The 22793-nt window shown below is 72.5% G+C and carries 25 protein-coding genes and 1 tRNA gene; 15 read left to right on the plus strand and 11 right to left on the minus strand.

Features of this window, described 5'->3' with window-relative positions; translation table 11 throughout:
- Nucleotides 1–32 precede the first annotated feature (32 nt).
- From ACZ4XJ_RS10020 to glmS, 3 genes are all read left to right on the plus strand, one after another.
- A complete protein-coding gene (locus ACZ4XJ_RS10020) occupies nucleotides 33–962 on the plus strand; it encodes a DUF4429 domain-containing protein (protein ID WP_468495843.1) in 930 nt (309 codons plus the stop codon).
- 107 nt (nucleotides 963–1069) lie between these two features.
- Entirely contained in the window at nucleotides 1070–1345 is a 276-nt protein-coding gene (locus tag ACZ4XJ_RS10025; protein WP_362879172.1) for a hypothetical protein, read from the plus strand.
- A 35-nt stretch (nucleotides 1346–1380) separates the two neighbouring features.
- Nucleotides 1381–3198, plus strand: a complete 1818-nt coding sequence (gene glmS / locus ACZ4XJ_RS10030; protein ID WP_362879173.1) for a glutamine--fructose-6-phosphate transaminase (isomerizing) — start codon at nucleotides 1381–1383, stop codon at nucleotides 3196–3198.
- Nucleotides 3199–3272: 74 nt separating this feature from the next.
- On the opposite strand, the gene ACZ4XJ_RS10035 is transcribed toward glmS, so the two are convergent.
- Entirely contained in the window at nucleotides 3273–3842 is a 570-nt protein-coding gene (locus ACZ4XJ_RS10035) for a GPR1/FUN34/YaaH family transporter (RefSeq protein ID WP_362879175.1), read from the minus strand.
- Between the two features lie 99 nt (nucleotides 3843–3941).
- Nucleotides 3942–4472 (minus strand): universal stress protein, encoded by a 531-nt coding sequence (locus ACZ4XJ_RS10040; protein WP_362879177.1) that lies wholly within the window; start codon nucleotides 4470–4472, stop codon nucleotides 3942–3944.
- 426 nt (nucleotides 4473–4898) lie between these two features.
- On the opposite strand from ACZ4XJ_RS10040, the gene ACZ4XJ_RS10045 reads away from it, so the two are divergent.
- The 4 genes from ACZ4XJ_RS10045 (at nucleotide 4899) to ACZ4XJ_RS10060 (ending at nucleotide 7625) form a co-directional block, all read left to right on the plus strand.
- Complete coding sequence (locus ACZ4XJ_RS10045) at nucleotides 4899–5222, plus strand: hypothetical protein (RefSeq protein WP_468495844.1); 324 nt, start codon at nucleotides 4899–4901, stop codon at nucleotides 5220–5222.
- Nucleotides 5223–5598: 376 nt separating this feature from the next.
- Nucleotides 5599–6771 carry a helix-turn-helix domain-containing protein gene (locus tag ACZ4XJ_RS10050; protein WP_362879179.1) on the plus strand — a complete coding sequence of 391 codons (1173 nt, stop codon included), beginning with the start codon at nucleotides 5599–5601 and terminating at the stop codon, nucleotides 6769–6771.
- Nucleotides 6772–6855: 84 nt separating this feature from the next.
- A complete protein-coding gene (gene orn / locus ACZ4XJ_RS10055) occupies nucleotides 6856–7458 on the plus strand; it encodes an oligoribonuclease (protein WP_362879180.1) in 603 nt (200 codons plus the stop codon).
- A 94-nt stretch (nucleotides 7459–7552) separates the two neighbouring features.
- Nucleotides 7553–7625 (plus strand) — tRNA-His (locus ACZ4XJ_RS10060).
- Between the two features lie 105 nt (nucleotides 7626–7730).
- Here ACZ4XJ_RS10060 and ACZ4XJ_RS10065 read toward each other — a convergent pair.
- On the minus strand, nucleotides 7731–8777 hold the full coding sequence (locus ACZ4XJ_RS10065; protein ID WP_468495845.1) for a LacI family DNA-binding transcriptional regulator: 1047 nt from the start codon (nucleotides 8775–8777) through the stop codon (nucleotides 7731–7733).
- A gap of 102 nt (nucleotides 8778–8879) precedes the next feature.
- On the opposite strand from ACZ4XJ_RS10065, the gene ACZ4XJ_RS10070 reads away from it, so the two are divergent.
- Genes ACZ4XJ_RS10070 through ACZ4XJ_RS10085 form a run of 4 tightly spaced genes read left to right on the plus strand, consistent with a single transcriptional unit; the run spans nucleotide 8880 to nucleotide 13375 of the window.
- On the plus strand, nucleotides 8880–10196 hold the full coding sequence (locus ACZ4XJ_RS10070; RefSeq protein WP_468495846.1) for an ABC transporter substrate-binding protein: 1317 nt from the start codon (nucleotides 8880–8882) through the stop codon (nucleotides 10194–10196).
- Nucleotides 10197–10203: 7 nt separating this feature from the next.
- Nucleotides 10204–11220, plus strand: coding sequence for a carbohydrate ABC transporter permease (locus ACZ4XJ_RS10075; RefSeq protein WP_468495847.1), 1017 nt, complete (start codon nucleotides 10204–10206; stop codon nucleotides 11218–11220).
- Nucleotides 11217–12041 (plus strand): carbohydrate ABC transporter permease, encoded by an 825-nt coding sequence (locus ACZ4XJ_RS10080; protein ID WP_362879184.1) that lies wholly within the window; start codon nucleotides 11217–11219, stop codon nucleotides 12039–12041. Before ACZ4XJ_RS10075 ends, ACZ4XJ_RS10080 begins: the two co-directional genes overlap by 4 nt.
- Nucleotides 12038–13375: a GH1 family beta-glucosidase gene (locus ACZ4XJ_RS10085; RefSeq protein ID WP_362879186.1), complete on the plus strand. Its 1338-nt coding sequence runs from the start codon at nucleotides 12038–12040 to the stop codon at nucleotides 13373–13375. Before ACZ4XJ_RS10080 ends, ACZ4XJ_RS10085 begins: the two co-directional genes overlap by 4 nt.
- Before the next feature lie 58 nt (nucleotides 13376–13433).
- On the opposite strand, the gene ACZ4XJ_RS10090 is transcribed toward ACZ4XJ_RS10085, so the two are convergent.
- Entirely contained in the window at nucleotides 13434–14258 is an 825-nt protein-coding gene (locus ACZ4XJ_RS10090; protein ID WP_468495848.1) for an SDR family oxidoreductase, read from the minus strand.
- 137 nt (nucleotides 14259–14395) lie between these two features.
- Between ACZ4XJ_RS10090 and ACZ4XJ_RS10095 the strand changes: the two genes are divergently transcribed.
- Both ACZ4XJ_RS10095 and ACZ4XJ_RS10100 read left to right on the plus strand, forming a co-directional pair.
- Nucleotides 14396–14893 (plus strand): MarR family winged helix-turn-helix transcriptional regulator, encoded by a 498-nt coding sequence (locus ACZ4XJ_RS10095; RefSeq protein WP_362879188.1) that lies wholly within the window; start codon nucleotides 14396–14398, stop codon nucleotides 14891–14893.
- A 270-nt stretch (nucleotides 14894–15163) separates the two neighbouring features.
- The gene (locus ACZ4XJ_RS10100) at nucleotides 15164–15607 is read left to right on the plus strand and encodes a hypothetical protein (protein ID WP_362879190.1); all 444 of its coding nucleotides are present in this window, start codon (nucleotides 15164–15166) and stop codon (nucleotides 15605–15607) included.
- 115 nt (nucleotides 15608–15722) lie between these two features.
- On the opposite strand, the gene ACZ4XJ_RS10105 is transcribed toward ACZ4XJ_RS10100, so the two are convergent.
- From ACZ4XJ_RS10105 to ACZ4XJ_RS10120, 4 genes are all read right to left on the minus strand, one after another.
- Entirely contained in the window at nucleotides 15723–16022 is a 300-nt protein-coding gene (locus tag ACZ4XJ_RS10105) for a hypothetical protein (RefSeq protein ID WP_362879192.1), read from the minus strand.
- A gap of 15 nt (nucleotides 16023–16037) precedes the next feature.
- Nucleotides 16038–16364, minus strand: coding sequence for a hypothetical protein (locus ACZ4XJ_RS10110; RefSeq protein WP_468495849.1), 327 nt, complete (start codon nucleotides 16362–16364; stop codon nucleotides 16038–16040).
- A 75-nt stretch (nucleotides 16365–16439) separates the two neighbouring features.
- Complete coding sequence (locus ACZ4XJ_RS10115) at nucleotides 16440–17837, minus strand: sensor histidine kinase (RefSeq protein ID WP_468495850.1); 1398 nt, start codon at nucleotides 17835–17837, stop codon at nucleotides 16440–16442.
- The gene (locus ACZ4XJ_RS10120) at nucleotides 17834–18520 is read right to left on the minus strand and encodes a response regulator transcription factor (protein WP_468495851.1); all 687 of its coding nucleotides are present in this window, start codon (nucleotides 18518–18520) and stop codon (nucleotides 17834–17836) included. The genes ACZ4XJ_RS10115 and ACZ4XJ_RS10120 overlap by 4 nt, the downstream gene beginning before the upstream one ends.
- Nucleotides 18521–18597: 77 nt before the next feature.
- Between ACZ4XJ_RS10120 and ACZ4XJ_RS10125 the strand changes: the two genes are divergently transcribed.
- Complete coding sequence (locus tag ACZ4XJ_RS10125; protein ID WP_362879198.1) at nucleotides 18598–19134, plus strand: hypothetical protein; 537 nt, start codon at nucleotides 18598–18600, stop codon at nucleotides 19132–19134.
- Between the two features lie 21 nt (nucleotides 19135–19155).
- Here the strand turns inward: ACZ4XJ_RS10125 and ACZ4XJ_RS10130 are convergent, their stop codons facing one another.
- The gene (locus ACZ4XJ_RS10130; protein WP_362879200.1) at nucleotides 19156–20049 is read right to left on the minus strand and encodes a spermidine synthase; all 894 of its coding nucleotides are present in this window, start codon (nucleotides 20047–20049) and stop codon (nucleotides 19156–19158) included.
- Between the two features lie 25 nt (nucleotides 20050–20074).
- Nucleotides 20075–20494, minus strand: coding sequence for a hypothetical protein (locus ACZ4XJ_RS10135; protein ID WP_362879201.1), 420 nt, complete (start codon nucleotides 20492–20494; stop codon nucleotides 20075–20077).
- Between the two features lie 260 nt (nucleotides 20495–20754).
- Between ACZ4XJ_RS10135 and ACZ4XJ_RS10140 the strand changes: the two genes are divergently transcribed.
- Nucleotides 20755–22077, plus strand: coding sequence for a tetratricopeptide repeat protein (locus ACZ4XJ_RS10140; RefSeq protein WP_468495947.1), 1323 nt, complete (start codon nucleotides 20755–20757; stop codon nucleotides 22075–22077).
- 39 nt (nucleotides 22078–22116) lie between these two features.
- Here the strand turns inward: ACZ4XJ_RS10140 and ACZ4XJ_RS10145 are convergent, their stop codons facing one another.
- Nucleotides 22117–22713, minus strand: a complete 597-nt coding sequence (locus ACZ4XJ_RS10145) for a histidine phosphatase family protein (protein ID WP_362879203.1) — start codon at nucleotides 22711–22713, stop codon at nucleotides 22117–22119.
- Nucleotides 22714–22793: the final 80 nt, after the last annotated feature.

Below are 22793 nucleotides of genomic sequence, written 5' to 3' on the forward strand. Positions count from 1 at the left end.
CGACGGGCATCCGGCGATGGGAGAATCGCCGGATGGCGGAAATCATCCAGAAGGACGGTACGTGGACCTTCGACGGGGACGCGGTGCGCATCGTGCCGGGCCGCGACAAGGGGGTGTCCCTGCTGCGCCAACACCTCGGCGAGGTGACCGTACCCCTTCGCGCGATAGCGGGGATAAGCCACGAACCGGGCCGCAAGGCGGGCCGGTTGCGCCTGCGGCTGCGTGACGGCGCGGACCCGCTCCTCCAGGTCACCGGGGGAACGCTGCCGGAGAGCTCGGACCCGTACCGCCTGACCGTGGAGCCGGACCGCACCGGGGTCGCGGAGTACTTCGTCGACGAGGTCCGCAACTCCCTGCTGTTGGAGCAGGTCGACCCCGGACCGGCGCACGCCTACCTGATGCCCGGCCCCGCGGTACCGATCTCGGTGAGCGCGGGCGACGGGACGGTGACCTTCGACGGGGACACGATCACCTTGAAGTGGAGCTGGACGGCGGAGGACGCCAAGACCGCCGGCGGACCGCGCACCTTCCGCACGGCGGACCTCAGGTCGGTCGAGTGGGTGCCCGCGCGGGGACTGGAGAACGGCTGGCTGCGCTTCTGCCTGACGGGCGTCCCGTCGGCCGGCCCCAGCAAGTACGACCCGTACACGGTGGAGATCTTCGGGCTGAAGAAGGACCCGCTGATGGCGCTGGCCGCGGCCGCGGTCGCCGTACGGATGCCCCACCCGGCGGCGACCTCCGCGGCGGCCGCCCCCGGCCCGGCCGCCCTCCCCGCGCCGACCGCGACGCCGGCGCCGGCCTCGGCTCCAACCCCGGCCCCGGCCCCGGCCCCGGCCCCGGCGGGCGACGATCAGGACTCCCTGTTGCGCCGCCTGCGCGAGCTGGGCGAACTGCACACGACGGGCATCCTGACCGCCGAGGAGTTCACCCTGGCGAAAGCGGCGATTTTGCGCCGCTTCTGACCGACCCGAGCCGGAATCACCCATTCCTCTGGTCCAGACCAGCGAGATCCTGCCCGATTCCGGGCAGGATCTTTGCGTTCCGCCCGTTCGCCCGTCAATATCTACGAGTGCTCGACCGCCGCCCGTCGCATGACGACCTCGTCGACCACCTGGTGCGCAGCACCGCGCTGCAGCGCGGTGAGGCCGCCCGGGTGGTGCTCGACGTACTCGCCTACTTCGACGAGACGACCGAGGAGTTCGTCCGGCGCCGCCACCGCGAACTGCAGTCCGCCGGCGCGGTCAACGCCGAGATCTTCGAGCGGATCGCGGCAGAACTGCCGCACCGTGCCGTGGCGCCCCCGGAGCTGTCCCTCCGGCAGTTGCGCCGCATCGTCTACGGCTGAGCACGACAACCGAACTTCAGGAGGGGCAATACCGTATGTGCGGAATCGTGGGTTACATCGGCAAGCGCGACGTGGCACCGCTGCTGCTGGAGGGTCTCCAGCGGCTGGAGTACCGCGGCTACGACTCGGCGGGCATCGTCGTCAACAGCCCGAAGTCGGCGGCCCTGAAGGTCGTCAAGGCCAAGGGTCGCGTCCGTGAGCTGGAATCCCGCGTCCCCAAGCGCTTCGCCGGCACCACGGGCATCGCGCACACCCGTTGGGCCACCCACGGCGCGCCGAGCGACATCAACTCGCATCCGCACCTGGACGCCGAGAACAAGGTGGCGGTCGTCCACAACGGCATCGTCGACAACGCCTCGGAGCTGCGCGCCAAGCTGGAGGCCGAGGGCGTCGTCTTCGTCTCGGAGACCGACACCGAGGTCCTCGTCCACCTGATCGCCCGCTCGCAGGCCGAGACGCTGGAGGAGAAGGTCCGCGAGGCCCTCAAGGTCGTCGACGGCACCTACGGCATCGCCGTGATGCACGCCGACTTCGCCGACCGCATCGTGGTCGCCCGCAACGGCTCCCCGGTCGTCCTCGGCATCGGCGAGAAGGAGATGTTCGTCGCCTCCGACGTCGCCGCCCTGGTCGCCCACACCCGCCAGGTCGTCACCCTCGGCGACGGCGAGATGGCCACCCTGAAGGCCGACGACTTCCGGACGTACACCACGAGCGGTACGACGACCACCGCCACGCCCGAGACCGTGGAGTGGGAGGCCGCCTCCTACGACATGGGCGGCCACGACACCTACATGCACAAGGAGATCTCCGAGCAGCCCGACGCGGTCGACCGCGTGCTGCGCGGCCGGATCGACGACCGCTTCAACACGGTGCACCTGGGAGGCCTGAACCTGGACCCGCGCGAGGCGCGCGGCATCCGCCGGGTCAAGATCCTGGGCTGCGGCACCTCGTACCACGCGGGCCTCATCGGCGCCGGCCTCATCGAGAGCATGGCCCGGATCCCCGCCGACGCCGAGCCGGCCTCCGAGTTCCGCTACCGCAACCCGGTCGTGGACCCCGACACCCTGTACATCGCCGTCTCCCAGTCCGGTGAGACGTACGACGTGCTCGCGGCCGTCCAGGAGCTCAAGCGCAAGGGCGCCCGCGTCCTCGGCGTGGTGAACGTGGTCGGTTCCGCCATCGCCCGCGAGGCCGACGGCGGCGTGTACGTGCACGCCGGCCCCGAGGTCTGCGTCGTGTCCACGAAGTGCTTCACCAACACGGTCGTCGCGTTCGCGCTGCTCGCCGTGCACCTCGGCCGGATCCGGGACCTCTCCGTCACCGACGGCAAGCGGATCATCGAGGGCCTGCGCAAGCTGCCCGCGCAGATCCAGGAGATCCTGGACGGCGAAGAGGACATCAAGAAGCTGGCCGCCGAATACGCCGAGGCCAAGTCGATGATGTTCATCGGTCGCGTCCGCGGCTACCCGGTGGCACTGGAGGCCTCCCTCAAGCTCAAGGAGATCTCCTACATCCACGCCGAGGCCTACCCGGCCTCCGAGCTCAAGCACGGCCCGCTCGCCCTCATCGAGCCGGCGATGCCGACGGTCGCGATCGTCCCGGACGACGACCTGCTGGAGAAGAACCGTGCCGCGCTGGAGGAGATCAAGGCCCGCAGCGGCCGCATCCTCGCGGTCGCCCACCGGGAGCAGGAGAAGGCCGACCACACCCTCCTCGTCCCCAAGAACGAGGACGAGCTGGACCCCATCCTGATGGGCATCCCGCTCCAGCTGCTGGCGTACCACACCGCCCTGGCCCTCGGCCGGGACATCGACAAGCCGCGCAACCTGGCGAAGTCGGTCACCGTCGAGTAGCCGGACCGCGCACATGGGAACGGCCCCCCGGGATCCCCCGGGGGGCCGTTCCGCGTCCGCTCCCCTACCGCGCCTCAGCCCGCGGCGACCGCGCCGCGGCGCGAGGACCGGCCGAACGCCATCGGCCAGTGCGCCAGGACCGCCGTGGCCCCGTACCAGGAGAGCAGTCCGGCGACCGCCGCGACCCAGCCCGCCGCCTTGGCGAGAACGCCGCTGTCGGCGAAGGCGCCTATCGCGAGCAGCAACAGGGAGAGCGTGAAGAGGCCGTACACGCCCTGGCCGAAGAGCCCGCTCGCGGCCCCCACGGTGAGGGTCAGGCCGAGCAGGGCGAACAGGACGAGGAACGATCCGGCGGCATCCGCCGAAACCTTTCCGTCGGCTCCGGCGGCCCAGGTGAACCAGAAGGCGCCGAGGCCCGCGAACGCCGTGCCGTTGAAGCCGTTGCCGCCGCGGAACTCCAGGAGTCCGAGGACGAACAGGGCGAGACCGCCGACGTAGGTGGCGAGCGACACGGAGTTGGCCGCGGACACACCGTCGATGATTCCGGTGTGGCCGATACCGAACGCGAGAAGGGTGAGACCCAGGGCGATGTGTCCCAGGGTCGAGGTCGAGGCCGTGCTTCCCGCAGAGACACCATTGTCCACGGCGGGCTCCCTTCGATCTGCAGTTGTTTGCTGCGTCCCAGCAGCATTTATCTACCCTTTACATGGGGGTTCACAACCGCACAATCGGCATACGGTGGGTTACGGAATGACAACAACGGGTCGCTGCGCCCGCTTCGCCAGCCGCCCCGCCACGGAACCGAAGATCCGGCCCACGATCCCGTGCGTGGAGCCGACCACGATGGCGTCCGCCGAGTACTCCCGGCCGACCTCCTCCAGCTCGTGGCAGATGTCCCCGCCCCGCTCGACCAGGATCCACGGCACCTCGGCCAGGTAGTCGGCGCAGGCCAGTTCCAGCCCCAGCACCTCGGTGCGGTGGTCGGGCACGTCCACGAAGACGGGCGGCTCGCAGCCGGCCCACACCGTGGTCGGCAGCCGGTTTGCCACGTGCACGATGATCAGGCCGGAACCGGATCGCCGGGCCATCCCGATGGCGTACGCGAGGGCCCGCTCACTGGACGTGGAGCCGTCGAAGCCCACCACCACCCCGTGCCGGAAGGCAGGGTCGCAGGGGTGGCGCGTCTGTTCCACCGCGCGCAGGTCGGCCGAACCGGAGTCGGCGAGGGGTTTGCGCTTGCGGTCCGCGGGTTCGGAGAATTCGTGACCGGCCATGGATGTCTCGGCGAAGGATCCTCGGGGGAAGCGACAGGGACGATTTCGGCGACGCAGTGTGACGGGGTTCTGTCCGGGAAGCATCTTCCCGGGCCCTTACCCACCAGGGTACGGCGACACTCCTGTCCTGGCACGGGGCATGCCACCCTTGGAGAGCGTCCCAGGGAGCATGACGGAGGTCCGGCGCCTTGGCAATGGCCGCTGTCCCCTACAGGCAGTGACGAACGACCTCTCAGTCACCCCCGCACACAGTGACCGAGCGCTGTCGCGGGCGTTGGACAGGCGTCCGACCGTCCAGGAAGAGCCCGCAGGGAGTACGCCGTGCCCGGCCATCCGGTTCACCCCGTCCAGCCAGCTCAGCCGACGCAGTCCACCCCGTCCGCCCCTCCGTCCCCCTCCTCCGCGCATCCCCTGCTTCACCCGTCCGTGCCATCCGCCAGGGCGCCTCATGATGACGACCCGGCCGGTGACGTGGTCCGTTGGGCCGCCTTCAGCTGCCTGCTCGTGCCCGTCGTCCTCGTCGTCTACGGCACCTCCTACGGCGGGGCGGCCGTCGCGACCCTGGGGTTGGCGGCCGTCACCGCCGCCTGCCGGGTGCTGTTGCGGTACTCCGAGAAGGCCGAGCGGGCCGCCGCCCGGGTGCTCGCGGAGGAGCCGCTCGGGTCCGGGCACCGCGGTCGGCACTCGCGTACGGGGGGCGGCTCGCACCGCGGTTGCCACGGTTCCGGACCGCTGTCCCCTCACGACTGACCGGTTCGCACGTACACACCCGGTTGTTTTCAGCCAACTTCCCGACCGGGTGCCCCCCTTGCCGGAATGTCCCCCCAACCCCCCTACCACCAGCGACTACAGAGCCCCGCGGGCGTCGCGACCCTACGGGTACTGGCCATGGCCGGACGGGGCGCTTCCCACCCGGGTAGCGGAGTGGAACGCTTCCTGATCGAATGCTTTTCGCCAAGTTGCCAAGTCGACATAGCGCTGCGTGCTGAACTTGTCACGCCGACACCACGGGACGCAGTAGATTCGATCATGTATTTACGGCGGGGGATCCACGTGCAAGGCCGAGGGGAAACGTGCAGGTGCGACCAGACCAAGGAGTCGCGACACCCAAGGGGGGCTTAGCGCCATGAGCCAGGATTCCACCGCCGTCGTCGCGGACGCGGGGCGGAAACTCGCGGGGCGTCGCCGCAGGGAGATCGTCGCGGTGCTGCTGTTCAGCGGCGGGCCGATCTTCGAGAGTTCCATTCCACTTTCCGTGTTCGGCATCGACCGGCAGGACGCGGGAGTTCCACGCTATCGACTGCTCGTGTGCGCCGGGGAGGACGGTCCGCTGCGGACCACCGGCGGACTCGAACTGACCGCGCCGTACGGGTTGGAGGCGATCGCCCGGGCAGGCACGGTCGTCGTTCCGGCCTGGCGCTCCATCACTTCACCGCCGCCGCCCGAGGCGCTCGACGCACTACGTCTGGCGCACGAGGAGGGGGCCCGGATCGTCGGTCTGTGCACGGGAGCCTTCGTGCTCGCCGCCGCCGGACTGCTGGACGGCCGGCCCGCCACGACGCACTGGATGTACGCGCCGACGCTGGCCAAGCGGTACCCGTCCGTCCACGTCGATCCGCGCGAGCTGTTCGTCGACGACGGCGACGTGCTCACGTCCGCGGGCACCGCGGCCGGAATCGACCTGTGCCTGCACATCGTGCGCACCGATCACGGCAGCGAGGCGGCCGGGGCCCTGGCCCGCAGGCTCGTCGTCCCGCCGCGGCGCACGGGTGGCCAGGAACGCTACCTCGACCGGTCGTTGCCCGAGGAGATCGGCGCCGACCCGCTGGCCGAGGTCGTCGCCTGGGCGCTGGAGCACCTCCACGAGCAGTTCGACGTGGAGACGCTGGCCGCCCGCGCCTACATGAGCAGGCGCACCTTCGACCGGCGGTTCCGTTCGCTCACCGGCAGCGCGCCGCTCCAGTGGCTGATCACCCAGCGGGTGCTCCAGGCACAGCGGCTGCTGGAGACCTCCGACTACTCGGTCGACGAGGTCGCCGGACGCTGCGGGTTCCGTTCGCCCGTCGCGCTGCGCGGTCACTTCCGGCGGCAGCTGGGGTCCTCCCCGGCCGCCTACCGCTCGGCCTACCGGGCGCGCCGCCCGCAGGTCGACGTGACGCCGGTGACGCAGCTGTCCGACGTACCGGTGCCGCACCAGCGCACCGCGCAGCCCCAGCGGGCGGCGGCGGCCCTGGCCGCGTCCGGTCCGAGCGTGACGGAGCTGTACGCGCCCGGCCGGGTGCTGCGCGAGCACGCGTAGCGTCCCCCGGGAACCGCATCCGACGAAGGTCCCCCGCACCGGCCGAGCACCGTTGTGGGGGACCTTCGGCATAAGGTGGGGCGCATGAACGATCGCATGGTGTGGATCGACTGCGAGATGACCGGGCTCTCGTTGACGGACGACGCACTTATCGAGGTGGCCGCACTGGTCACCGACTCGGAGCTCAACGTGCTCGGCGAAGGCGTGGACATCGTGATCCGCCCGCCGGACGCGGCCCTGGAAACCATGCCGGACGTGGTGCGCGAGATGCACACCTCCTCCGGGCTGCTCGACGAGCTGGCCGCCGGCACCACCCTCGCCGACGCCGAGGCCCAGGTCCTGGCGTACGTGCGGGAACACGTGAAGGAGCCCCGCAAGGCGCCCCTGTGCGGCAACTCCGTCGGCACCGACCGCGGGTTCCTGCTGCGCGACATGGGCGCGCTGGAGAGCTACCTGCACTACCGGATCGTGGACGTGTCCTCGGTCAAGGAGCTGGCGCGCCGCTGGTACCCGCGGGCCTACTTCAACAGCCCGCCGAAGAACGGCAACCACCGGGCGCTCGCGGACATCAAGGAGTCCATCGCCGAGCTGCGGTACTACCGCGAGGCGGTCTTCGTGCCGCAACCCGGACCGGACTCGGACACGGCCAAGAGCATCGCCGCCAAGCACGTCGTGCCGGGCGCGTAGTACCTCCGGAGACGGGCGCGGGCAAAGGGGGGAGCGAGCACCCTCCCGGACCCTGTACGCTTTTCTTCGGCCGGTCGTTCTGCGACCGGACATGGTGGGTGTAGCTCAGTTGGTAGAGCACCTGGTTGTGGTCCAGGTGGCCGCGGGTTCAAGTCCCGTCACTCACCCTGCGGGAAGGCCCCGGTTCGCGGAAGCGGACCGGGGCCTTTCGCATGTCCGGCGGCCGGCGGGGCCGGTGGCCGCCGGCCCGTCCGTACGGCCGTGCCGTGGTGTTACGTGGACTCCCGCACGACCAGCTCGGTCGGCAGGATCAGCGCCCGCTCCCCCGGCTCCTCGACCGCGCCGTCCCGCAGGCCCGCTATGCGTTCCAGCAGCACCCGGGCCATGGTCCGGCCCATCTCCTCGATCGGCTGGCGCACGCTGGTCAGCGGCGGGTCCATGTGGCGGGCCACGACCGAGTCGTCGAAGCCGACCAGCGCGACGTCGCCCGGGACCCGGCGGCCGGCCGCGCGGAGCTCGCGCAGGGCGCCCGCCGCCATCACGTCCGAGGCGGCGAAGACGGCGTCCAGGGCGGGCCGCCGCTCCAGCAACTCGCGCATGGCCCGGCGGCCGGCGTCCTCGGTGAAGTCCCCGACCGCGATCAGCAGCTCGTCGACGGGGTGCCCGGCGACGGTCAGGGCCTGCCGGTAGCCGTCGAGGCGGCACTGGGCCCCGTACACGTCGAGCGGGCCGGTGATGGTGGCGATCGTGCGGCGGCCCCGGTCGAGGAGGTGGCGCACCGCGCCGGCGGCGCCCGCCAGGTTGTCGGAGTCCACGCTCGGCAGGGTCTCGGCGGCCGACCGCCGGCCGCTGATCACCGCCGGGATGCCCAGCTCGGTCAGCAGCTCCGGCAGCGGGTCCCCGGCGTGCACCGAGGCCAGCAGCACCCCGTCGACCCGGTGCCCCGAGAGGTACTGGGCCAGCCGGCGGCGCTCGCGGTCGCTGCCGGCGAGGGTGAGCACCAGCTGTACGTCGGTCTCGGCGAGGGTGGCGCCGACGCCGCGCACCACGTCGGAGAAGTAGGGCTCCGAGAAGAAGCGGGCCTCCGGCTCGGGGATCACCAGGGCGATGGCGTCGGTGCGGTTGGCGGCGAGCGCGCGGGCCGCCCGGTTCGGCACGTACCCCAACTCGGCGACGGCGGCCTCGACGACCTCCCGCGTACGGTCGCTGACCTTGGCCGATCCGTTGATCACCCGGGAGACGGTGCCCCGCCCGACCCCGGCCCGGACCGCTACCTCTTCCAAGGTCGGCCGTCCTCCACTGCGCCCGTGCCCGTTCATGGCTTCCTCCCGGTTGTGAATCTACCTCTTGACGACTGTGGGAGCGCTCCCACACTGTGTCACACGACACCCGGCACGTTCCGTCCTTCAGGGAGGACCCAGATGCGAGCCCGAAGAAATCTCCTCACCGCGGCCGGCGCGCTCGCCGCGACCGCTCTGCTGCTCGCCGGCTGCGCACAGGACCCGGACGAGGGCCCGAAATCGGGCTCCCCGTCGGGCGGCTCGGGGCGCACGACCCTGACCGTCGGCGTCTTCGGGGCCTTCGGCCTCCAGGAGGCCGGCCTCTACGACGAGTACATGGCGCAGAATCCGGGGATCCGGATCGAGCAGACCTCCATCGAGCGGAACGAGAACTACTACCCGCAGCTCCTGACCCACCTGGGCAGCGGCAGCGGCCTCGCCGACGTCCAGGCCGTCGAGGTCAACAACATCGCGGAGATCACCGCGACCCAGGCCGACAAGCTGCTCGACCTGGGCAAGGTGGCGGGGGTCGACAAGGCCGCGTACCTGCCGTGGAAGTGGGCGCAGGGCACGACGAAGGGCGGGGCGACCGTCGGACTCGGCACCGACATAGGCCCGCAGGGCATCTGCTACCGCAAGGACCTCTTCGCGGCGGCCGGACTGCCCACCGACCGGGAGGCGGTCGGCGCGCTGTGGGACGGCGACTGGAACAAGTACCTGGAGACGGGCCGCGCCTACAAGGCGAAGGCCGGGGACGGCAAGGCGTTCGTCGACTCGGCGTCGGGCGTGATGGCCGCCATCACCGCGAGCAGCGCCCAGCGGTTCTACGACGAACGGGGCGAGGTCGCCTACAAGACCAATCCGGCGGTGCGCGGGGCCTTCGACCTCGCCGCCTCCTTCGCCGGCGACGGGCTGAGCGCCAAGCTCCAGCAGTTCACCCCGACCTGGGACCAGGGCTTCGCCAACGGCACCTTCGCGACGATCTCCTGCCCGGCCTGGATGCTCGGCTACATCCAGGACAAGGCGGGCCCGGCGGGCAAGGACAAGTGGGACGTGGCCCGGGCGCCCAAGCCCAGCAACTGGGGCGGGTCGTTCCTGGTGGTGCCGAAGGCCGGCAAGCACACCGAGGAGGCGGCGAAGCTGGCCGCCTGGCTGACGGCTCCCGCCCAGCAGGCCAAGCTGTTCGAGAAGCGCGGCAGTTTCCCGAGCGCGAGCGCCTCGTACGGGCTGCCGGGGGTGGCGGGCGCCCGGCACGCGTACTTCGGGGGCGCGCCCATCGGGGAGATCTTCGCGCGGGCGGCCGAGGGGGTACCGGTCACGGTGATCGGCCCGAAGGACCTGGTGATCGCCCAGAACCTGGCGGACATCGGGATGCTGCAGGTCGACCAGAAGGGCCGCAGCGCGCAGGAGGGCTGGGACGCCGCGGTGAAGGCCATCGACAACGCCCTGGACCGGTGAGGTCCCGGTGACCGACACGACCGCGGCTTCGGGCACGGCCCCGGCCCCGGCCTCCCCCGCCCGCCGCGTGCGGGGCGGGGAGGGCGGGGCCGGGGGCCGGGGGTCCGGGCGGGCTCAGGTGTGGCGCTCGCGCCGCTACCGGTGGGACCTGCGCTGGAGCCCGTACGCCTTCGTGGCGCCCTTCTTCCTCTTCTTCGCCGCCTTCGGGCTGTTCCCGCTGCTGTACACGGGCTGGGCGGCGCTGCACCAGGTCGAGCTGACCGACCCGGACGCCATGACCTGGGTGGGGCTGCGGAACTTCACCCGGCTGTGGGACGACGCCTTCTTCTGGAACGCGCTGCGCAACACCGTCACCATCGGGCTGCTGTCGACGGTGCCGCAGCTGGCGATCGCGCTGGGGCTCGCCCACCTCCTCAACTACCGGATGCGCGGCTCGGCGTTCTTCCGGGTGGTGGTCCTCACTCCGTACGCGACCTCCGTGGCCGCGGCCACGCTGGTGTTCGTGCTGCTCTTCGGCCGGGACTACGGAATGGTCAACTGGGCCCTTTCCAGCGTCGGGATCGGGGCGGTCGACTGGCAGAACGGGCCGCTGGCCTCCCAGTTGGCGGTGTCCGCGATCGTGGTGTGGCGCTGGACCGGCTACAACGCGCTGATCTACCTGGCGGCGATGCAGGCCATCCCCGGGGAGCTGTACGAGTCGGCCGCCCTGGACGGGGCCTCGCGGTGGCAACAGTTCGTCCACGTGACGGTGCCCTCCCTGCGCCCGACGATCTTCTTCACCTGTGTGGTCTCCACGATCGGGGCGACCCAACTGTTCGGCGAGCCGCTGCTGTTCAACGCGGGAGCGGGCGCGACGGGCGGCTCGGACCACCAGTTCCAGACGCTGGGGCTGTACCTGTACGAGCAGGGGTGGGTGAACCTGCACCTGGGGCGGGCCTCGGCGATCGCCTGGGCGATGTTCCTGATGCTGCTGCTGGTCGCGGGGGCCGCCCGGCTGCTGCGGGGACGGGGGGCGAAGCGATGAGGTCACTGCGCGCGGGCCGGCTGACGTACGCCGTGCTCGCCCTGTTCACGGTCGGATCGCTGTTCCCGCTGGTGTGGACGGCGATCGCGGCCTCGCGCAGCAGTACGCGGCTGGCGCAGACCCCGCCGCCGTTCTGGTTCGGCGGGAACCTGGGGCGCAACCTGCGGGTCGCCTGGACCGACGCCAACATGGGCGCCGCCCTGCTGAACACGGTCGTCGTCGCCGGTACGGTCGCGGCCGTGACCGTCGTGCTGTCGACGATGGCGGGGTTCGCCTTCGCCCGGCTGCGGTTCCGCGGGCACCGGGTCCTGTTGTCGCTGGTGGTCGGGACGATGCTGATCCCGCCGCAGCTGAGCGTGGTCCCGCTGTACATGTTGGTCGCCGAACTCTCCTGGACGGACCGGCTGCAGGCGGTGATCCTGCCGGCGCTGGTGTGCGCCTTCGGGGTGTTCTTCATGCGGCAGTACCTGGCGCAGGCGTTGCCGATGGAGCTGGTGGAGGCGGCCCGCACCGACGGGGCGAACTCGTTGCGGGTGGTGTGGCACGTGGTGTTCCCGGTGGCCCGGCCGGCGATGGCGGTCCTCGGGATGCTGACCTTCGTCATGACGTGGAACGACTTCTTCTGGCCGATCGTCGCGCTGACCCAGAACGGCAGCCCGACGGTGCAGGTGGCCCTGACGGGGCTGGGCCGGGGCTACGTCCCCGACCAGTCCGTGATCATGGCGGGTGCGCTGCTGGGCACGCTCCCGCTGCTGCTGGTGTTCGTCGTCTTCGGCCGCCAGATCGTGGGCGGCATCATGCAGGGAGCGGTGAAGGGATGAACGGCGTGGGGGACATGCGATTCCCGAAGGGGTTCCTCTGGGGAGCGGCCACGGCCGCCTTCCAGATCGAGGGCGCGGCCGGGCTGCGCGGGCCGTCGATCTGGGACACCTTCTGTCGTACGCCGGGCAAGGTGCACGGCGGTGACACGGGTGACGTGGCCGTCGACCACCACCGGCTGTGGCGGGAGGACGTCCGGTTGATGGCGGAACTCGGTCTGGGCTCCTACCGGTTCTCGGTGTCCTGGCCCCGCGTCCTGGCCGGCGGGATCGGCTTCTACGACGCGCTCGTGGACGAACTCCTCGCGCATGACATCGAGCCCTGCGTGACCCTGTACCACTGGGACCTGCCGCAGCACCTGGAGGAGGCGGGCGGTTGGCCGGCCCGGGAGACGGCCCACGCCTTCGCCGGGTACGCGCGGACCGTCGCCGACGTCCTCGCCGACCGGGTCGGGCTCTGGACCACGCTCAACGAGCCCTGGTGCAGCGCGTTCCTCGGCTACGCCTCCGGGGTTCACGCCCCGGGCCGTACCGATCCGGCCGACGCCCTGCGGGCCGCCCACCATCTGAACCTGGCCCACGGGATGGCGGCCGCGGCCCTGCCCTCGCACGTCCGGACGGGCATCGCGCTCAACCCGAGCGCGGTACGGCCGCTGACCGACTCGGCCGGTGACCTGGACGCCCAGCGCCGCATCGACGCCCTCGCGAACCGGATCTTCACCGGTCCCCTGCTGCACGGCGCCTACCCCGAAGACCTCCTCTCGGACACTGCGGCGCTGACGGACTGGTCCTTCGTCCGGCCTGGGGACGAGGCCCTCATCCACCAGCCACTCGGCTTCCTCGGCGTGAACTACTACACCCCGGCGGTGGTCTCGGCCTCCTCCGACGGCCCCCGCGCCGACGGCCACGGTGCCACCGGCCACTCCCCCTGGCCCGCGGCGGACGGCGTCGCCTTCCACCAACCGCCGGGCGAACGAACCGACATGGACTGGTCGATCGACCCGACGGGCCTCTACGACCTGCTGATGCGGTTCAGCGCCGAGGTCCCGGGCCTGCCCCTGATGGTCACCGAGAACGGGGCCGCGTACGCGCCGGACCTGCACGACCCCCGGCGCATCGGCTACTTGCGGGAGCACCTGTCGGCGATCCACCGGGCGATCGGCGACGGCGCGCCCGTCGGCGGGTACTTCCTGTGGTCGCTGATGGACAACTTCGAATGGTCCTACGGCTACAGCAAGCGGTTCGGCATCGTCCACGTCGACTACGAGACCCAGACCCGCACCCCCCGTTCCAGCGCCCGCTGGTACGCCCGCCTGGCCCGCACGGGCACCCTCTGACCGCCGGCGGTCGGTGCCGCCCGCCCTGGCCGCCCACCCCCGGCTGCCCACCCCACCGCTACGGCCTGCGGAAGTCGGCGGCGTTCTCCTCGGCCCAGGTTTCGAAGGACCGCGCCGGGTGTCCGGTGAACCGTTCGACGGTGTCGGTGGTGGCGGTCGGGAGGCCTTCGGCGGCAGCCCAGTAGCCGAGGAGCGCGTCGGCCATGGAGCCGGGCAGGTACGGGGCCACCTCGGCCTTCCACTGTTCGGGGGTGACCTTCTCGTAGGGCAGGGTCCGGCCGAGGACGGAGCCGAGTATCGCGAGTTGGGTCGCGAAGGTCAGGGACTGCGGCCCGGTCAGGGTGTGGGCCCCGCCACCGCGGCCCGGGTCGGTGAGCAGGGCGAGGGCCGTCTCCGCGATGTCGGCCTCATGGATCGGGGCGGAGTGCGCTCCCGGGTAGGGCAGTCGGACGGGCCGCCCCGCGGCGAGGGACGAGGACCAGCCGCGGGCGTTCCCCGCGAAGGCCCCGGGGCGCAGCAGGGTGGTGTGCAGCGAAGAGGCCGACAGGACCTCCTCGACGGCGAGGTGGGCGGCTGCGAGGGGGTTCACGGCGGCGTCCTCCGTGATCACCGCGGAGGAGGACAGGAGCACCACGTGCTCCACCCCGGCGGCGCCGGCCTCCTCGACGAACGCCTCGATCCCGGCGGCTTCGGCGTAGAGGAAGACGGCGCGGATCCCGGCCAGCGCCCCGGCGAAGGTGGTGGGATCCGCGAGATCGCAACGCACGGCCTCGGGCGTGTCGGGCTCGCGCGAGGCGAGCCGGTAAGGGAGTCCGCGACCGGCGAGGAGGGTGGTGAGGGAACGGGCGACGGCGCCGCGGCCGCCGGTGACGAGGATCGACATGTCGATCTCCTGATCTGCTCGTGAGGCTGGTGGGTTCGGGTGACCACTTCGGTGTGCCGTAAGCTGAGTACGTGACGCAGATTCTGTGCGATACATTCTCTGCGCCACACAGTTAAATCTCAGGCATGGAGAGGCCGATGTCAACGGATTCCCCCCGTACGGGTGAGTGGAGCCGCGCCGAACTGCTCGCGCGCATCGTCACGGAGAGCCAGCGGCACTACGCCGACTACTCGCTCTTCAGCCAGGCCATGGCCGATCACGTCGGCCTGCACCCCACCGACCTCCAGTGCGTCGGCCTCCTGGACCTGGAGCCGGGGCCCGTCAGCACCGGCGACGTGGCCCGCCTCACCGGGCTGACCTCGGGGTCCGCTACCCGTCTCGTCGACCGGCTGGTCAAGGCGGGCATCGTCGAGCGGCGGGCCGATCCGCACGACCGGCGCCGCTCCCTCGTCGTCCTCTCCCCCGCCGCCCGCGACCGGATCCACCAGGCCTGGGACACCCCCGGCCGGGCCTTCGGGGCCGTACTGGACCGCTACTCCGACACCGAACTCGCGCTCATCGCCGACTACCTCCACCGCGCCGCCGAGGTCGGCCGGGCGCAGGCCCAGCGGCTGAACTCCGGCGACCCCGCCTGACCACCCCTGCTCCGGGGCTACCGAGGCCCCCGTTCCGCGGCTACCGTCCCGCCCCACGGGCAACGACGCGCGCCGGAGACACGGGAGGGTCGGCGTGCGGCTGGAGGTTGCCCGACGATGCCCGACGCCCTTCCCGACACCGCCGCCGGCCCCGGCCCCACGCCCGGCCCCACGCCCGGCCCCGCCCCCGGAGCCGGCCCCCGCCGCCGGCGGCTTCCGCGGGGTGTTCGCGCTCGGCGGCCCCGCCCTGCCCGTGTTCGCGTTCCTCGCATGGGCGGCCACCGGGCCGGCCCGTTCCACCAGCCCGAACAGGGCGATGAGGTGCGGGCGACGGCCAGGCCGATGCCGGCGACGGCGACGGCGAAGGCGGCGCGGACCGTTCCGGACACCGCCAGGAACGTTAGCGACAGCGCCGCTTGGACGCCGATCGTCCAGCGCAGCCGCACCGTCAGTTCGGCCGTACCGGGCCGGGCCACGGTCAGTAAGCCGGCGACGGAACTGGTCACGGAACGGATGGCCGAGGCGATGACGGTGGTGGGCAGCGGCCTGATCCTGGGTCAGGCGTTGGCGGCGGCCGCCGCCGGGCCGCTGGCCGCGGCGTACGGGTACCGGGCCGCGTTCGCCGTCTCCTGCGCGGCGGCCGCCGCCTCGACGGCCCTGGCCCTGGCCCTGGCCGCGACCCGTCCGGCCTGCTTCCGCCCCGGACCGGCATGATCCGCCCGGGAGGATCCGTACGGCATGACCCGCCCGGGAGGATCCGTACGGGACGATCCGCGCGGGATGCCGCCGGACGGACCGTCCCCGTACCGAAGGCGATGCGACTCAGGGCCTAACGCCCCCCGCCCAAGGCCGCGAGGCCCTTCGCCAGATCCTCGGCATTCATGACGGGAGCGACCTCGATCTCCGCGTTGAGCTGGAGGAAGAGGTCCTCCACCAGAGCCGGGACCATCGCGCTGTCCTGGAGGTCGAAGACCATCCAGCAGGAGCGCACGCCCTCGTGCAGTCCGAAGTAGGCGGCCTCCGGCTTGACCGTGTCCATCAGTTTCTTGATGGTGTGCGGCAGCGAGCCGGTCTTGATCCCCTCGTTGGCCGCGGCGGTTTCCATGTGGGCGCGGAGCATGACTCTCATGCGGGGCTCCTTCCGTCACGCCCACGCTCCGTGCGCTGCGGGCGCGGGGCAACATCTGAGCCCCCGTCCGGGGCCGGCCCCGGGAAGGAGCCCGGGAGGTCGGGGTCCGGGGAGGGCCGCCGGAACGACGCGGTCCGCCGTCGCGTGGGCGACGGCGAGGACGACGCCGATGGCGACGGCCGAGACGGTGAACAGGATCCACGCCCACAGGTACAGGTACAGGTACAGGTACAGGTGCAGGCCGAGCAGGGAGCCGCCGTAGCCCTCGTTCCTCAGCAGGGCGTGCAGCAGCGTCCGGCGCCCGGCGGCGACGGAGCCGCCGATGACGGCGACCAGGGCCACGCTCAGCCCGCCGTGCAGTCCCGGCCGGTGACGGCGCCGTCGCCGAGCGCCGTACGGATGGCCCAACCCGCCCCGTCAGTCGCCCCGCCGCTTGCGCCGCGTGCGGCGGCCGCCGGCGCCGCGGTCGCCGCCCCGGGCGCGGTCGTCGAGGGCGATCCAGACCCGGACCTCGGTCCCCCCGAGGACGGAGCGGCTCAGCCGGACGTCGCCGCCGGTGGATTCCGCGACCCGGCGCACGATGTCCAGTCCGAGGCCCGTCGAGCCGTCGCGGCCTCCGTCGTTGCCGCGCCGCAGGGCGGCGTCCGGGTCGGCGATGCCGGGTCCGGCGTCGGAGACGAGGACGATGACGGCGTCGCCCGCGTCGTGCACGTCGACGGCGAACGGGGTGGCCTCGGGGGTGTGCCGGAAGACGTTGCCGAGCATGGCGTCGAGCGCGGCGGCGAGTTCGGGCCGGGCGACGGGGATGCGCACGACGCGGTCCACGCCGGCGAGCCGCACCTCGCGGCCCTCGTCCTCGGCGAGCGCCGACCAGAAGTCCATCCGGTCACGGATCACCTCGGAGGCGTCGCAGCCGGCTCCCGCACCACCGGCCGCGCCCGCGAACCCCTGCGAGACGGGCCGCTGTTCACGGGCGGTACGGATGATCGTGTCGACCTCCCGTTCCAGCTGCTCCACGGCGGCCCGGGTGTGTTCGGCGGCCGGACCGTCGCCGAGGGAGGCCGCGTTGAGCCGCAGCACGGTCAGGGGCGTGCGCAGCCGGTGGGAGAGGTCGGCGGCGAGTTCCCGTTCGTTGGCGAGGAGTTCGACGACCTGGTCGGCCATCGAGTTGAACGCGACGGCCGCCGACCGGAGTTCCTTGGGCCCCTCCTCGGGCACCCGGGCTCCGAGCCGCCCCTCGCCGAGCTGGTGCGCGGCGTCCGCGAGCCGTTCGGCGGGCCGTACGAGGCGGGCGCCGAGCCGGTCGGCGACCGCGACCGAGCCGATGATCAGGGCGAATCCGACGCCTGCGAGGACCAGCCAGGCGGTGGTGACGCCGTTGCTGACCTCGTTCTCCGGCACCAGGATCTCGATGACCGCGATGTCCCCGGAGCCGAGGGCCGTGGGCTGGAGCACGACGGAGTCGCCGCCGCCGACGTGGGCGGTCGTCGCCCGTCCGAGGCCGCGCACCTCGGCGACGACGTGCGCGCCCGCCCAACCGTCACCGATGTCGACGGCCCCGGTCCCGCCGATGGCGGGTACGTGGACGGCCATCCGGCCGGCGGCGCCCATCTGCGTCGACTCGACGGCCTTGCGCAGTTGCACCGGGTCGGTGGTGATGGACAGGGTCGGCCCCATGGTGGCGGCCTGCCGTTCCGCGTTGGAGATGGCCCGGTCGCTGGCCATCTCCTGCACGACCATGCCGAGCGGGACGGCGAAGGCCACGACCACCATCACCGTGACGGCGAGGCACACCTTGACCAGGGCCCACCTCACGCCGGCGGCTCCAGTTTCACGCCGACGCCCCGCAGCGTGTGGAGGTAGCGGGGGCGGGCGGCGGTCTCGCCGAGCTTGCGGCGCAGCCAGGACAGGTGCACGTCGATGGTCTGGTCGTCGCCGTACGACTGCTGCCACACCTCGGCGAGCAGTTCGCGGCGGGCCACGACCACCCCGGGCCGGCCGGCGAGGAAGGCGAGCAGGTCGAACTCGCGGCGGGTGAGGTCGAGGACGGTCCCGTCGAGTTCCGCCTGGCGGCGCAACGGGTCGATGGCGAGTCCGCCGACGCGCAGCACCCGCGAGGGGGGTTCGGCGCCGGCGGCGCGGGCTCGGCGCAGGACGGCGGCCATCCGGGCGGAGAGGTGTTCGACGGAGAAGGGTTTGGTGAGGTAGTCGTCGGCGCCGTCGTTGAGGAGCCGGACGATCTCGGCCTCGTCGTCGCGCGCGGTGGCGATGATGACGGGGACGTCGGTGATGCCGCGGAGCATCTTGAGGGCTTCCGCGCCGTCGAGGTCGGGCAGGCCGAGGTCGAGTATCACCACGTCGAAGCGGTGGTGGGCGACCTCGCGCAACGCCTCCAGGGCGGTGCCGACGCTCCGCACGGTGTGGGAGGCCTCGGTCAGGTGCCGGATCAGGGCGGAACGTACGAACTGGTCGTCCTCGACCACGAGCACACTAGCCATGGCCGCACGGTAGTCCATTCGGGGGACCCCAGGAGGCGCCGGGCCACCTCTGGGGCGGGTGGTGCAGTATGTCCCCGATGCGTCGAGGACTTGTACATGCCATGGCCTGGATCCTGGCGACCGCCGCGGCCGTGACCCTGTCGTGGTGGGGCGTGCGCACCGTCATGTCCGGGACCGCCTACGATCCGCCGCTGGCCGTGCCCCTGACGACGACCCCGCTGTCCTCCTCGACGCACGGCACGCAGTCCCCGTCGCCGTCCCCCTCGCCCCCCTCGTCGCCGTCGCCGTCCGCGACGCCCTCCCCCTCGGCCTCCGCGTCGGATCCGGCCCCGGCGGCGAGGCCGAAGTCGCCGCCGCCGGCCGCCGCGCCGTCCCGGGGGCCGGAGGCATCGGGTCGGGTGAAGGGGTACTCGGTCACGGGCGGCCGGGTCGTCCTCGACCTCGGGACCGCCTCGGCCGAGCTGGTGTCGGCGACGCCGGAGGCGGGGTGGCGGATGCAGGTGTGGAAGCAGGACCTGTGGATCCGGGTCACCTTCACCCGCGACGGCCGGGAGTCGTCGGTGTTCTGCACCTGGCACGACACCGCCCCGCGCGTGGAGTTCGACGAGCGCTGAGCGGGGACGGGACCCGGCCGCCTACCGGAACACCGAGGGCGGCGGTTGCGGCGAGGCGACCGCCGAGGCGTCCGCGACGGGCGCGGCCCCGCCGGTGAAGTCGGCGAGGGCCCGGCCGTGTTCGACCCGGCCGGGGTGCGGGTCGCCGGCGACCCGGCGGGTGAACTCCGCGACGGGCAGCTCCCGGTCGGCGGCGACGAGCACCGCGTTGCCGAAGCGCTTGCCCCGCCACACCACCGGGTCGGCGGCCAGGGCCAGTTCGGTGAACCGGGAGGCGGCGGTGGCGATCTGGCTCCGCAGGTGGGTCAGCGGCGGACCGTCCGCGAGGTTCGCCACGTACCAGCCGGTGGGCGCCAGGGCCCGGCGTACGTCGTCCAGGAACTCGGTGCTGGTCAGGTGCGCCGGGGTGCGGGCGCCGCTGAAGACGTCGGCGATGACGAGGTCGGCCCAGCCGTCGGGGATCTTGGCCAGGCCCGCCCGGGCGTCCACGGCGCGGACCCGGATGCGTGCCTGGGGATCCAGCGGCAGGTGTTCGCGTACGAAGGTGACCAGGGCGCCGTCGATCTCGACGACCTGCTGGGTGGAGCGGGGCCGGCCGGCGGCCGTGTAGCGGGCCAGGGTGAAGGCGCCGCCGCCCAGGTGGACCACGTTCAACGGCTGCCGGGCGGGGGCGACGAGGTCGATCAGGTGGCCGATCCGGCGCTGGTACGAGAAGTCCAGGTACCCGGGATCGTCCAGGTCCACGTGGGACTGGGGGGCTCCGTCGATCAGCAGGGTCCAGGCGCGGGCGCGCTCGCGGTCGGGCGCCAGCTCCGCCAGGCCGCCGCCCACCTGCCCGGAGACCGGCTCCGCGCTCCCGCGCGGTCCGCCGCCGCCGCCCTTGCCACCCCTGTTGCCCTTGCTCTTGCCTGCCACGGCTCCATTATGGCTGGTCAGCGCATCAGCGACAGTTGTCGGCCGCTTCGATGAGCCGGGCGGCCTCGCCGAGCGCCGCGCGCAGCACCGCCGGGTCGGTGACCGGTCCGACGGCTTCGGGCGGGAGCAGCCAGCCGGTGCCGCCGGCCGTGGGCGAGGCGGCCTCGCCGAAGCGCATGCCGCGTCCGTTGGTCTGCGTACAGGCGCTGCCGGGCAGGTCCCAGCCGTCGGCGGTGCCCGGGGGGACGAGGAAGCCGAGGGTGGCGCCGGAGCCGTCGTGCAGGACGGGGCCGACGCCGGGGGCGGTGAGGCCGGCGCCGCGACGGATGATGTCGACGGCCTCCAGGCCCTGCCGGGTGGGGACGGTCACCAGGTCGGGGGCGTCGGGGGTGTCGATGACGGTCGCGCCGGTCTCGGGCGCGAAGTCCGTTCCAGTGCTGTCCATGCCGGCCTCCACCAAGGGAACCCCTCCTCGATCCGTATCCGCATGGGTCCAACGCACCGGAGCGTCAACGGATGCGGCGGCAAGACGCCGCAAAGGATGGCAGTTCATGGCGGATCACGGGTGAGATATCCGTTTTGTAGCCAAACATCGCATGAACGACCCTGCGTCGGCGGTACGTTCATGCGCGCCGGGGCCCCTCATGGGGCAAGTACAACCGGGATCCACTGAGATTGCCGAGCTTGTCCAGAGAGGCCACGTCCATGGCGGCGTTCCCCCACTCACCCAACTCCTCCTTCCGGCGGCTGCGCGCGGCGCGCTCCCCGGCCGAGTTCGCGGCCATGGTGCGCCGGGCCGCACGGGAGATCGGCGAAACGGTTTCCTGCGACGCCCGTTACATCGGCCGGGTCGAGTCGGGCGAGATCCGCTGCCCCAACTACGCCTACGAACGCGTCTTCCTGCACATGTTCCCCGGCCGTACCCTGGCCGACCTCGGCTTCTCCCCCCGCGAGACGGTGCGCGGGAGGTCGGCGCAGCGCGCCGCCCCCGAACCGCCCGCCCCCGTCCACCTCATCCACCGTTCCAAGGAGAGCGACGTGCTGCGTCGCGCGTTCATGGCGGGCGGCTCCGCGACCGTGGCGGCCGCTACGCTCAGCCTCACCCTGCTCGGCGACACCCGCCGGCTCCCCACCCGCGCCGGCGAGGCCGAGGCCGCCGCCGTCGAGGACGCCGTACGCCAGATCCGGCTGCTGGACGACCGGCACGGGGCGGACGCCCTGTACCGGCGCGCGGCCGGACCGCTACGGACCGCCTACGCGCTCCTGGACGCGGGAGCCACCCGGCAGTCCACCGAGGACCGGCTGCACGCGGGCGCCGGGGAGCTCGCCGTCTCGGTGGGCTGGCTCGCGCACGACTCCGGCCGCTTCGAGGACGCCCGCTCGCACTACGCGGAGGCGCTGGCCACCGCCCGGGTGTCGGGCGACTGCGGGCTGGAGGCCCACGCGTTCAGCAACATGGCCTTCCTGGCGCGGGACCGCGGCCGCCCCCGCGAATCGGTACGTGCCGCCCAGGCCGGCCGGCACGCGGCCCGCTCGATCGGCTCCCCCCGACTGCTGTCGCTGCTGGCGCTGCGGGAGGCCGGCGGCTGGTCGGGGCTGGCCGACCGCAGGGCCTGCGAGGAGGCCCTGGCCCGGGCGCACACGGAGTTCTCCAAGGGCCCCTCGGCCGCGGACCCGGAGTGGATGTCCTTCTTCGGCGAGGCCGAACTGGAGTCGCTGGAGTCCCGCTGCTGGGCCTCCCTGGGCGAGTTCGCGCGCGCGGCCCGGCACGCCCGCCGGGCCGCCGACCTCCAGGACCCGCACTTCGCGCGGAACGTGGCCCTGTACACCGCCGAACTCGCCGACGACCTGGCCCGCGCGGGGGCGCCCGACGAGGCCGCCTGGGCGGGGGGCCGCGTACTGGACCTGCTCACCGAGGTCCGGTCGACGCGGATCCGGTCCATGGTGGCGGGCACGGCCAAGACCCTGGTGCCGCACCAGCGTTCCCCCCGCGTGGGCGCCTTCCTGACCCGGCACGCCTCGGCCTGAGGGCCTGAGGGCCTGAGGGCCGGGCCGGCGGCGGGCCCGTCAGGCGTCGAGGTGCCCGGTGTCGTTCCAGCGTTCCAGCGCGGGGGCCCCGTACGCCCAGCCCAGGACGGACAGGGAGGTCGGGTCCAGCCGGATACGGGCGCCGAAGGAGGCCTCGAAACCGAGCCAGCGGGCGGCGAGGGTACGCAGGATGTGGCCGTGGGCGAAGACGAGGACGTCGCGCTCCGCCGACCGGGCCCAGGCCACGACCTCGTCCGCGCGGGCCGCGACGTCGGCCACGGACTCGCCGCCCGGCACCCCGTCGCGCCAGATCAGCCAGCCCGGCCGGACCGCCTGGATCTCGGCCGGGGTCATGCCCTCGTAGTCGCCGTAGTCCCACTCCATCAGGGTGTCCCACGGCTCCGCCCGGATCCCGAAGCCGGCCAGGTCGCAGCTCTCGCTCGCCCGGACCAGCGGGCTGGTGCGCACCTGGAGGTCGTGCAGGTCCGACCACGGCTCGCGGGCGAGGCGTTCGCCCAGCAGCTTCGCGCCCTGCCTGCCCTCCTCCAGCAGCGGCACGTCGGTACGTCCGGTGTGCTTGCCGAGGCGCGACCAAGCCGTCTGGCCGTGGCGGGCCAGCAGGATGCGGGGAGCCATGTGAGTTTCTCCTGGTCCGTGGGGGTTCGCTCCGGTACGGGCGAATCCGTCGTCCGACCATCATCCATCACATGAACACA

The sequence above is a fragment of the Streptomyces sp. NPDC029836 genome, from assembly GCF_055574495.1.

Excerpts from the sequence above, each read along its gene's own strand:
- ACZ4XJ_RS10020 (WP_468495843.1), top strand. The coding sequence starts at position 33 with ATGGCGGAAATCATCCAGAAGGACGGTACGTGGACCTTCGACGGGGAC.
- glmS (WP_362879173.1), top strand. The coding sequence starts at position 1,381 with ATGTGCGGAATCGTGGGTTACATCGGCAAGCGCGACGTGGCACCGCTG.
- ACZ4XJ_RS10040 (WP_362879177.1), bottom strand. The coding sequence starts at position 4,472 with ATGGCCGGTCACGAATTCTCCGAACCCGCGGACCGCAAGCGCAAACCC.
- ACZ4XJ_RS10050 (WP_362879179.1), top strand. The coding sequence starts at position 5,599 with ATGAGCCAGGATTCCACCGCCGTCGTCGCGGACGCGGGGCGGAAACTC.
- orn (WP_362879180.1), top strand. The coding sequence starts at position 6,856 with ATGAACGATCGCATGGTGTGGATCGACTGCGAGATGACCGGGCTCTCG.
- ACZ4XJ_RS10065 (WP_468495845.1), bottom strand. The coding sequence starts at position 8,777 with ATGAACGGGCACGGGCGCAGTGGAGGACGGCCGACCTTGGAAGAGGTA.
- ACZ4XJ_RS10070 (WP_468495846.1), top strand. The coding sequence starts at position 8,880 with ATGCGAGCCCGAAGAAATCTCCTCACCGCGGCCGGCGCGCTCGCCGCG.
- ACZ4XJ_RS10080 (WP_362879184.1), top strand. The coding sequence starts at position 11,217 with ATGAGGTCACTGCGCGCGGGCCGGCTGACGTACGCCGTGCTCGCCCTG.
- ACZ4XJ_RS10085 (WP_362879186.1), top strand. The coding sequence starts at position 12,038 with ATGAACGGCGTGGGGGACATGCGATTCCCGAAGGGGTTCCTCTGGGGA.
- ACZ4XJ_RS10090 (WP_468495848.1), bottom strand. The coding sequence starts at position 14,258 with ATGTCGATCCTCGTCACCGGCGGCCGCGGCGCCGTCGCCCGTTCCCTC.
- ACZ4XJ_RS10095 (WP_362879188.1), top strand. The coding sequence starts at position 14,396 with ATGTCAACGGATTCCCCCCGTACGGGTGAGTGGAGCCGCGCCGAACTG.
- ACZ4XJ_RS10100 (WP_362879190.1), top strand. The coding sequence starts at position 15,164 with ATGGGCGGCCACCGGGCCGGCCCGTTCCACCAGCCCGAACAGGGCGAT.
- ACZ4XJ_RS10105 (WP_362879192.1), bottom strand. The coding sequence starts at position 16,022 with ATGAGAGTCATGCTCCGCGCCCACATGGAAACCGCCGCGGCCAACGAG.
- ACZ4XJ_RS10120 (WP_468495851.1), bottom strand. The coding sequence starts at position 18,520 with ATGGCTAGTGTGCTCGTGGTCGAGGACGACCAGTTCGTACGTTCCGCC.
- ACZ4XJ_RS10125 (WP_362879198.1), top strand. The coding sequence starts at position 18,598 with ATGCGTCGAGGACTTGTACATGCCATGGCCTGGATCCTGGCGACCGCC.
- ACZ4XJ_RS10135 (WP_362879201.1), bottom strand. The coding sequence starts at position 20,494 with ATGGACAGCACTGGAACGGACTTCGCGCCCGAGACCGGCGCGACCGTC.
- ACZ4XJ_RS10140 (WP_468495947.1), top strand. The coding sequence starts at position 20,755 with ATGGCGGCGTTCCCCCACTCACCCAACTCCTCCTTCCGGCGGCTGCGC.
- ACZ4XJ_RS10145 (WP_362879203.1), bottom strand. The coding sequence starts at position 22,713 with ATGGCTCCCCGCATCCTGCTGGCCCGCCACGGCCAGACGGCTTGGTCG.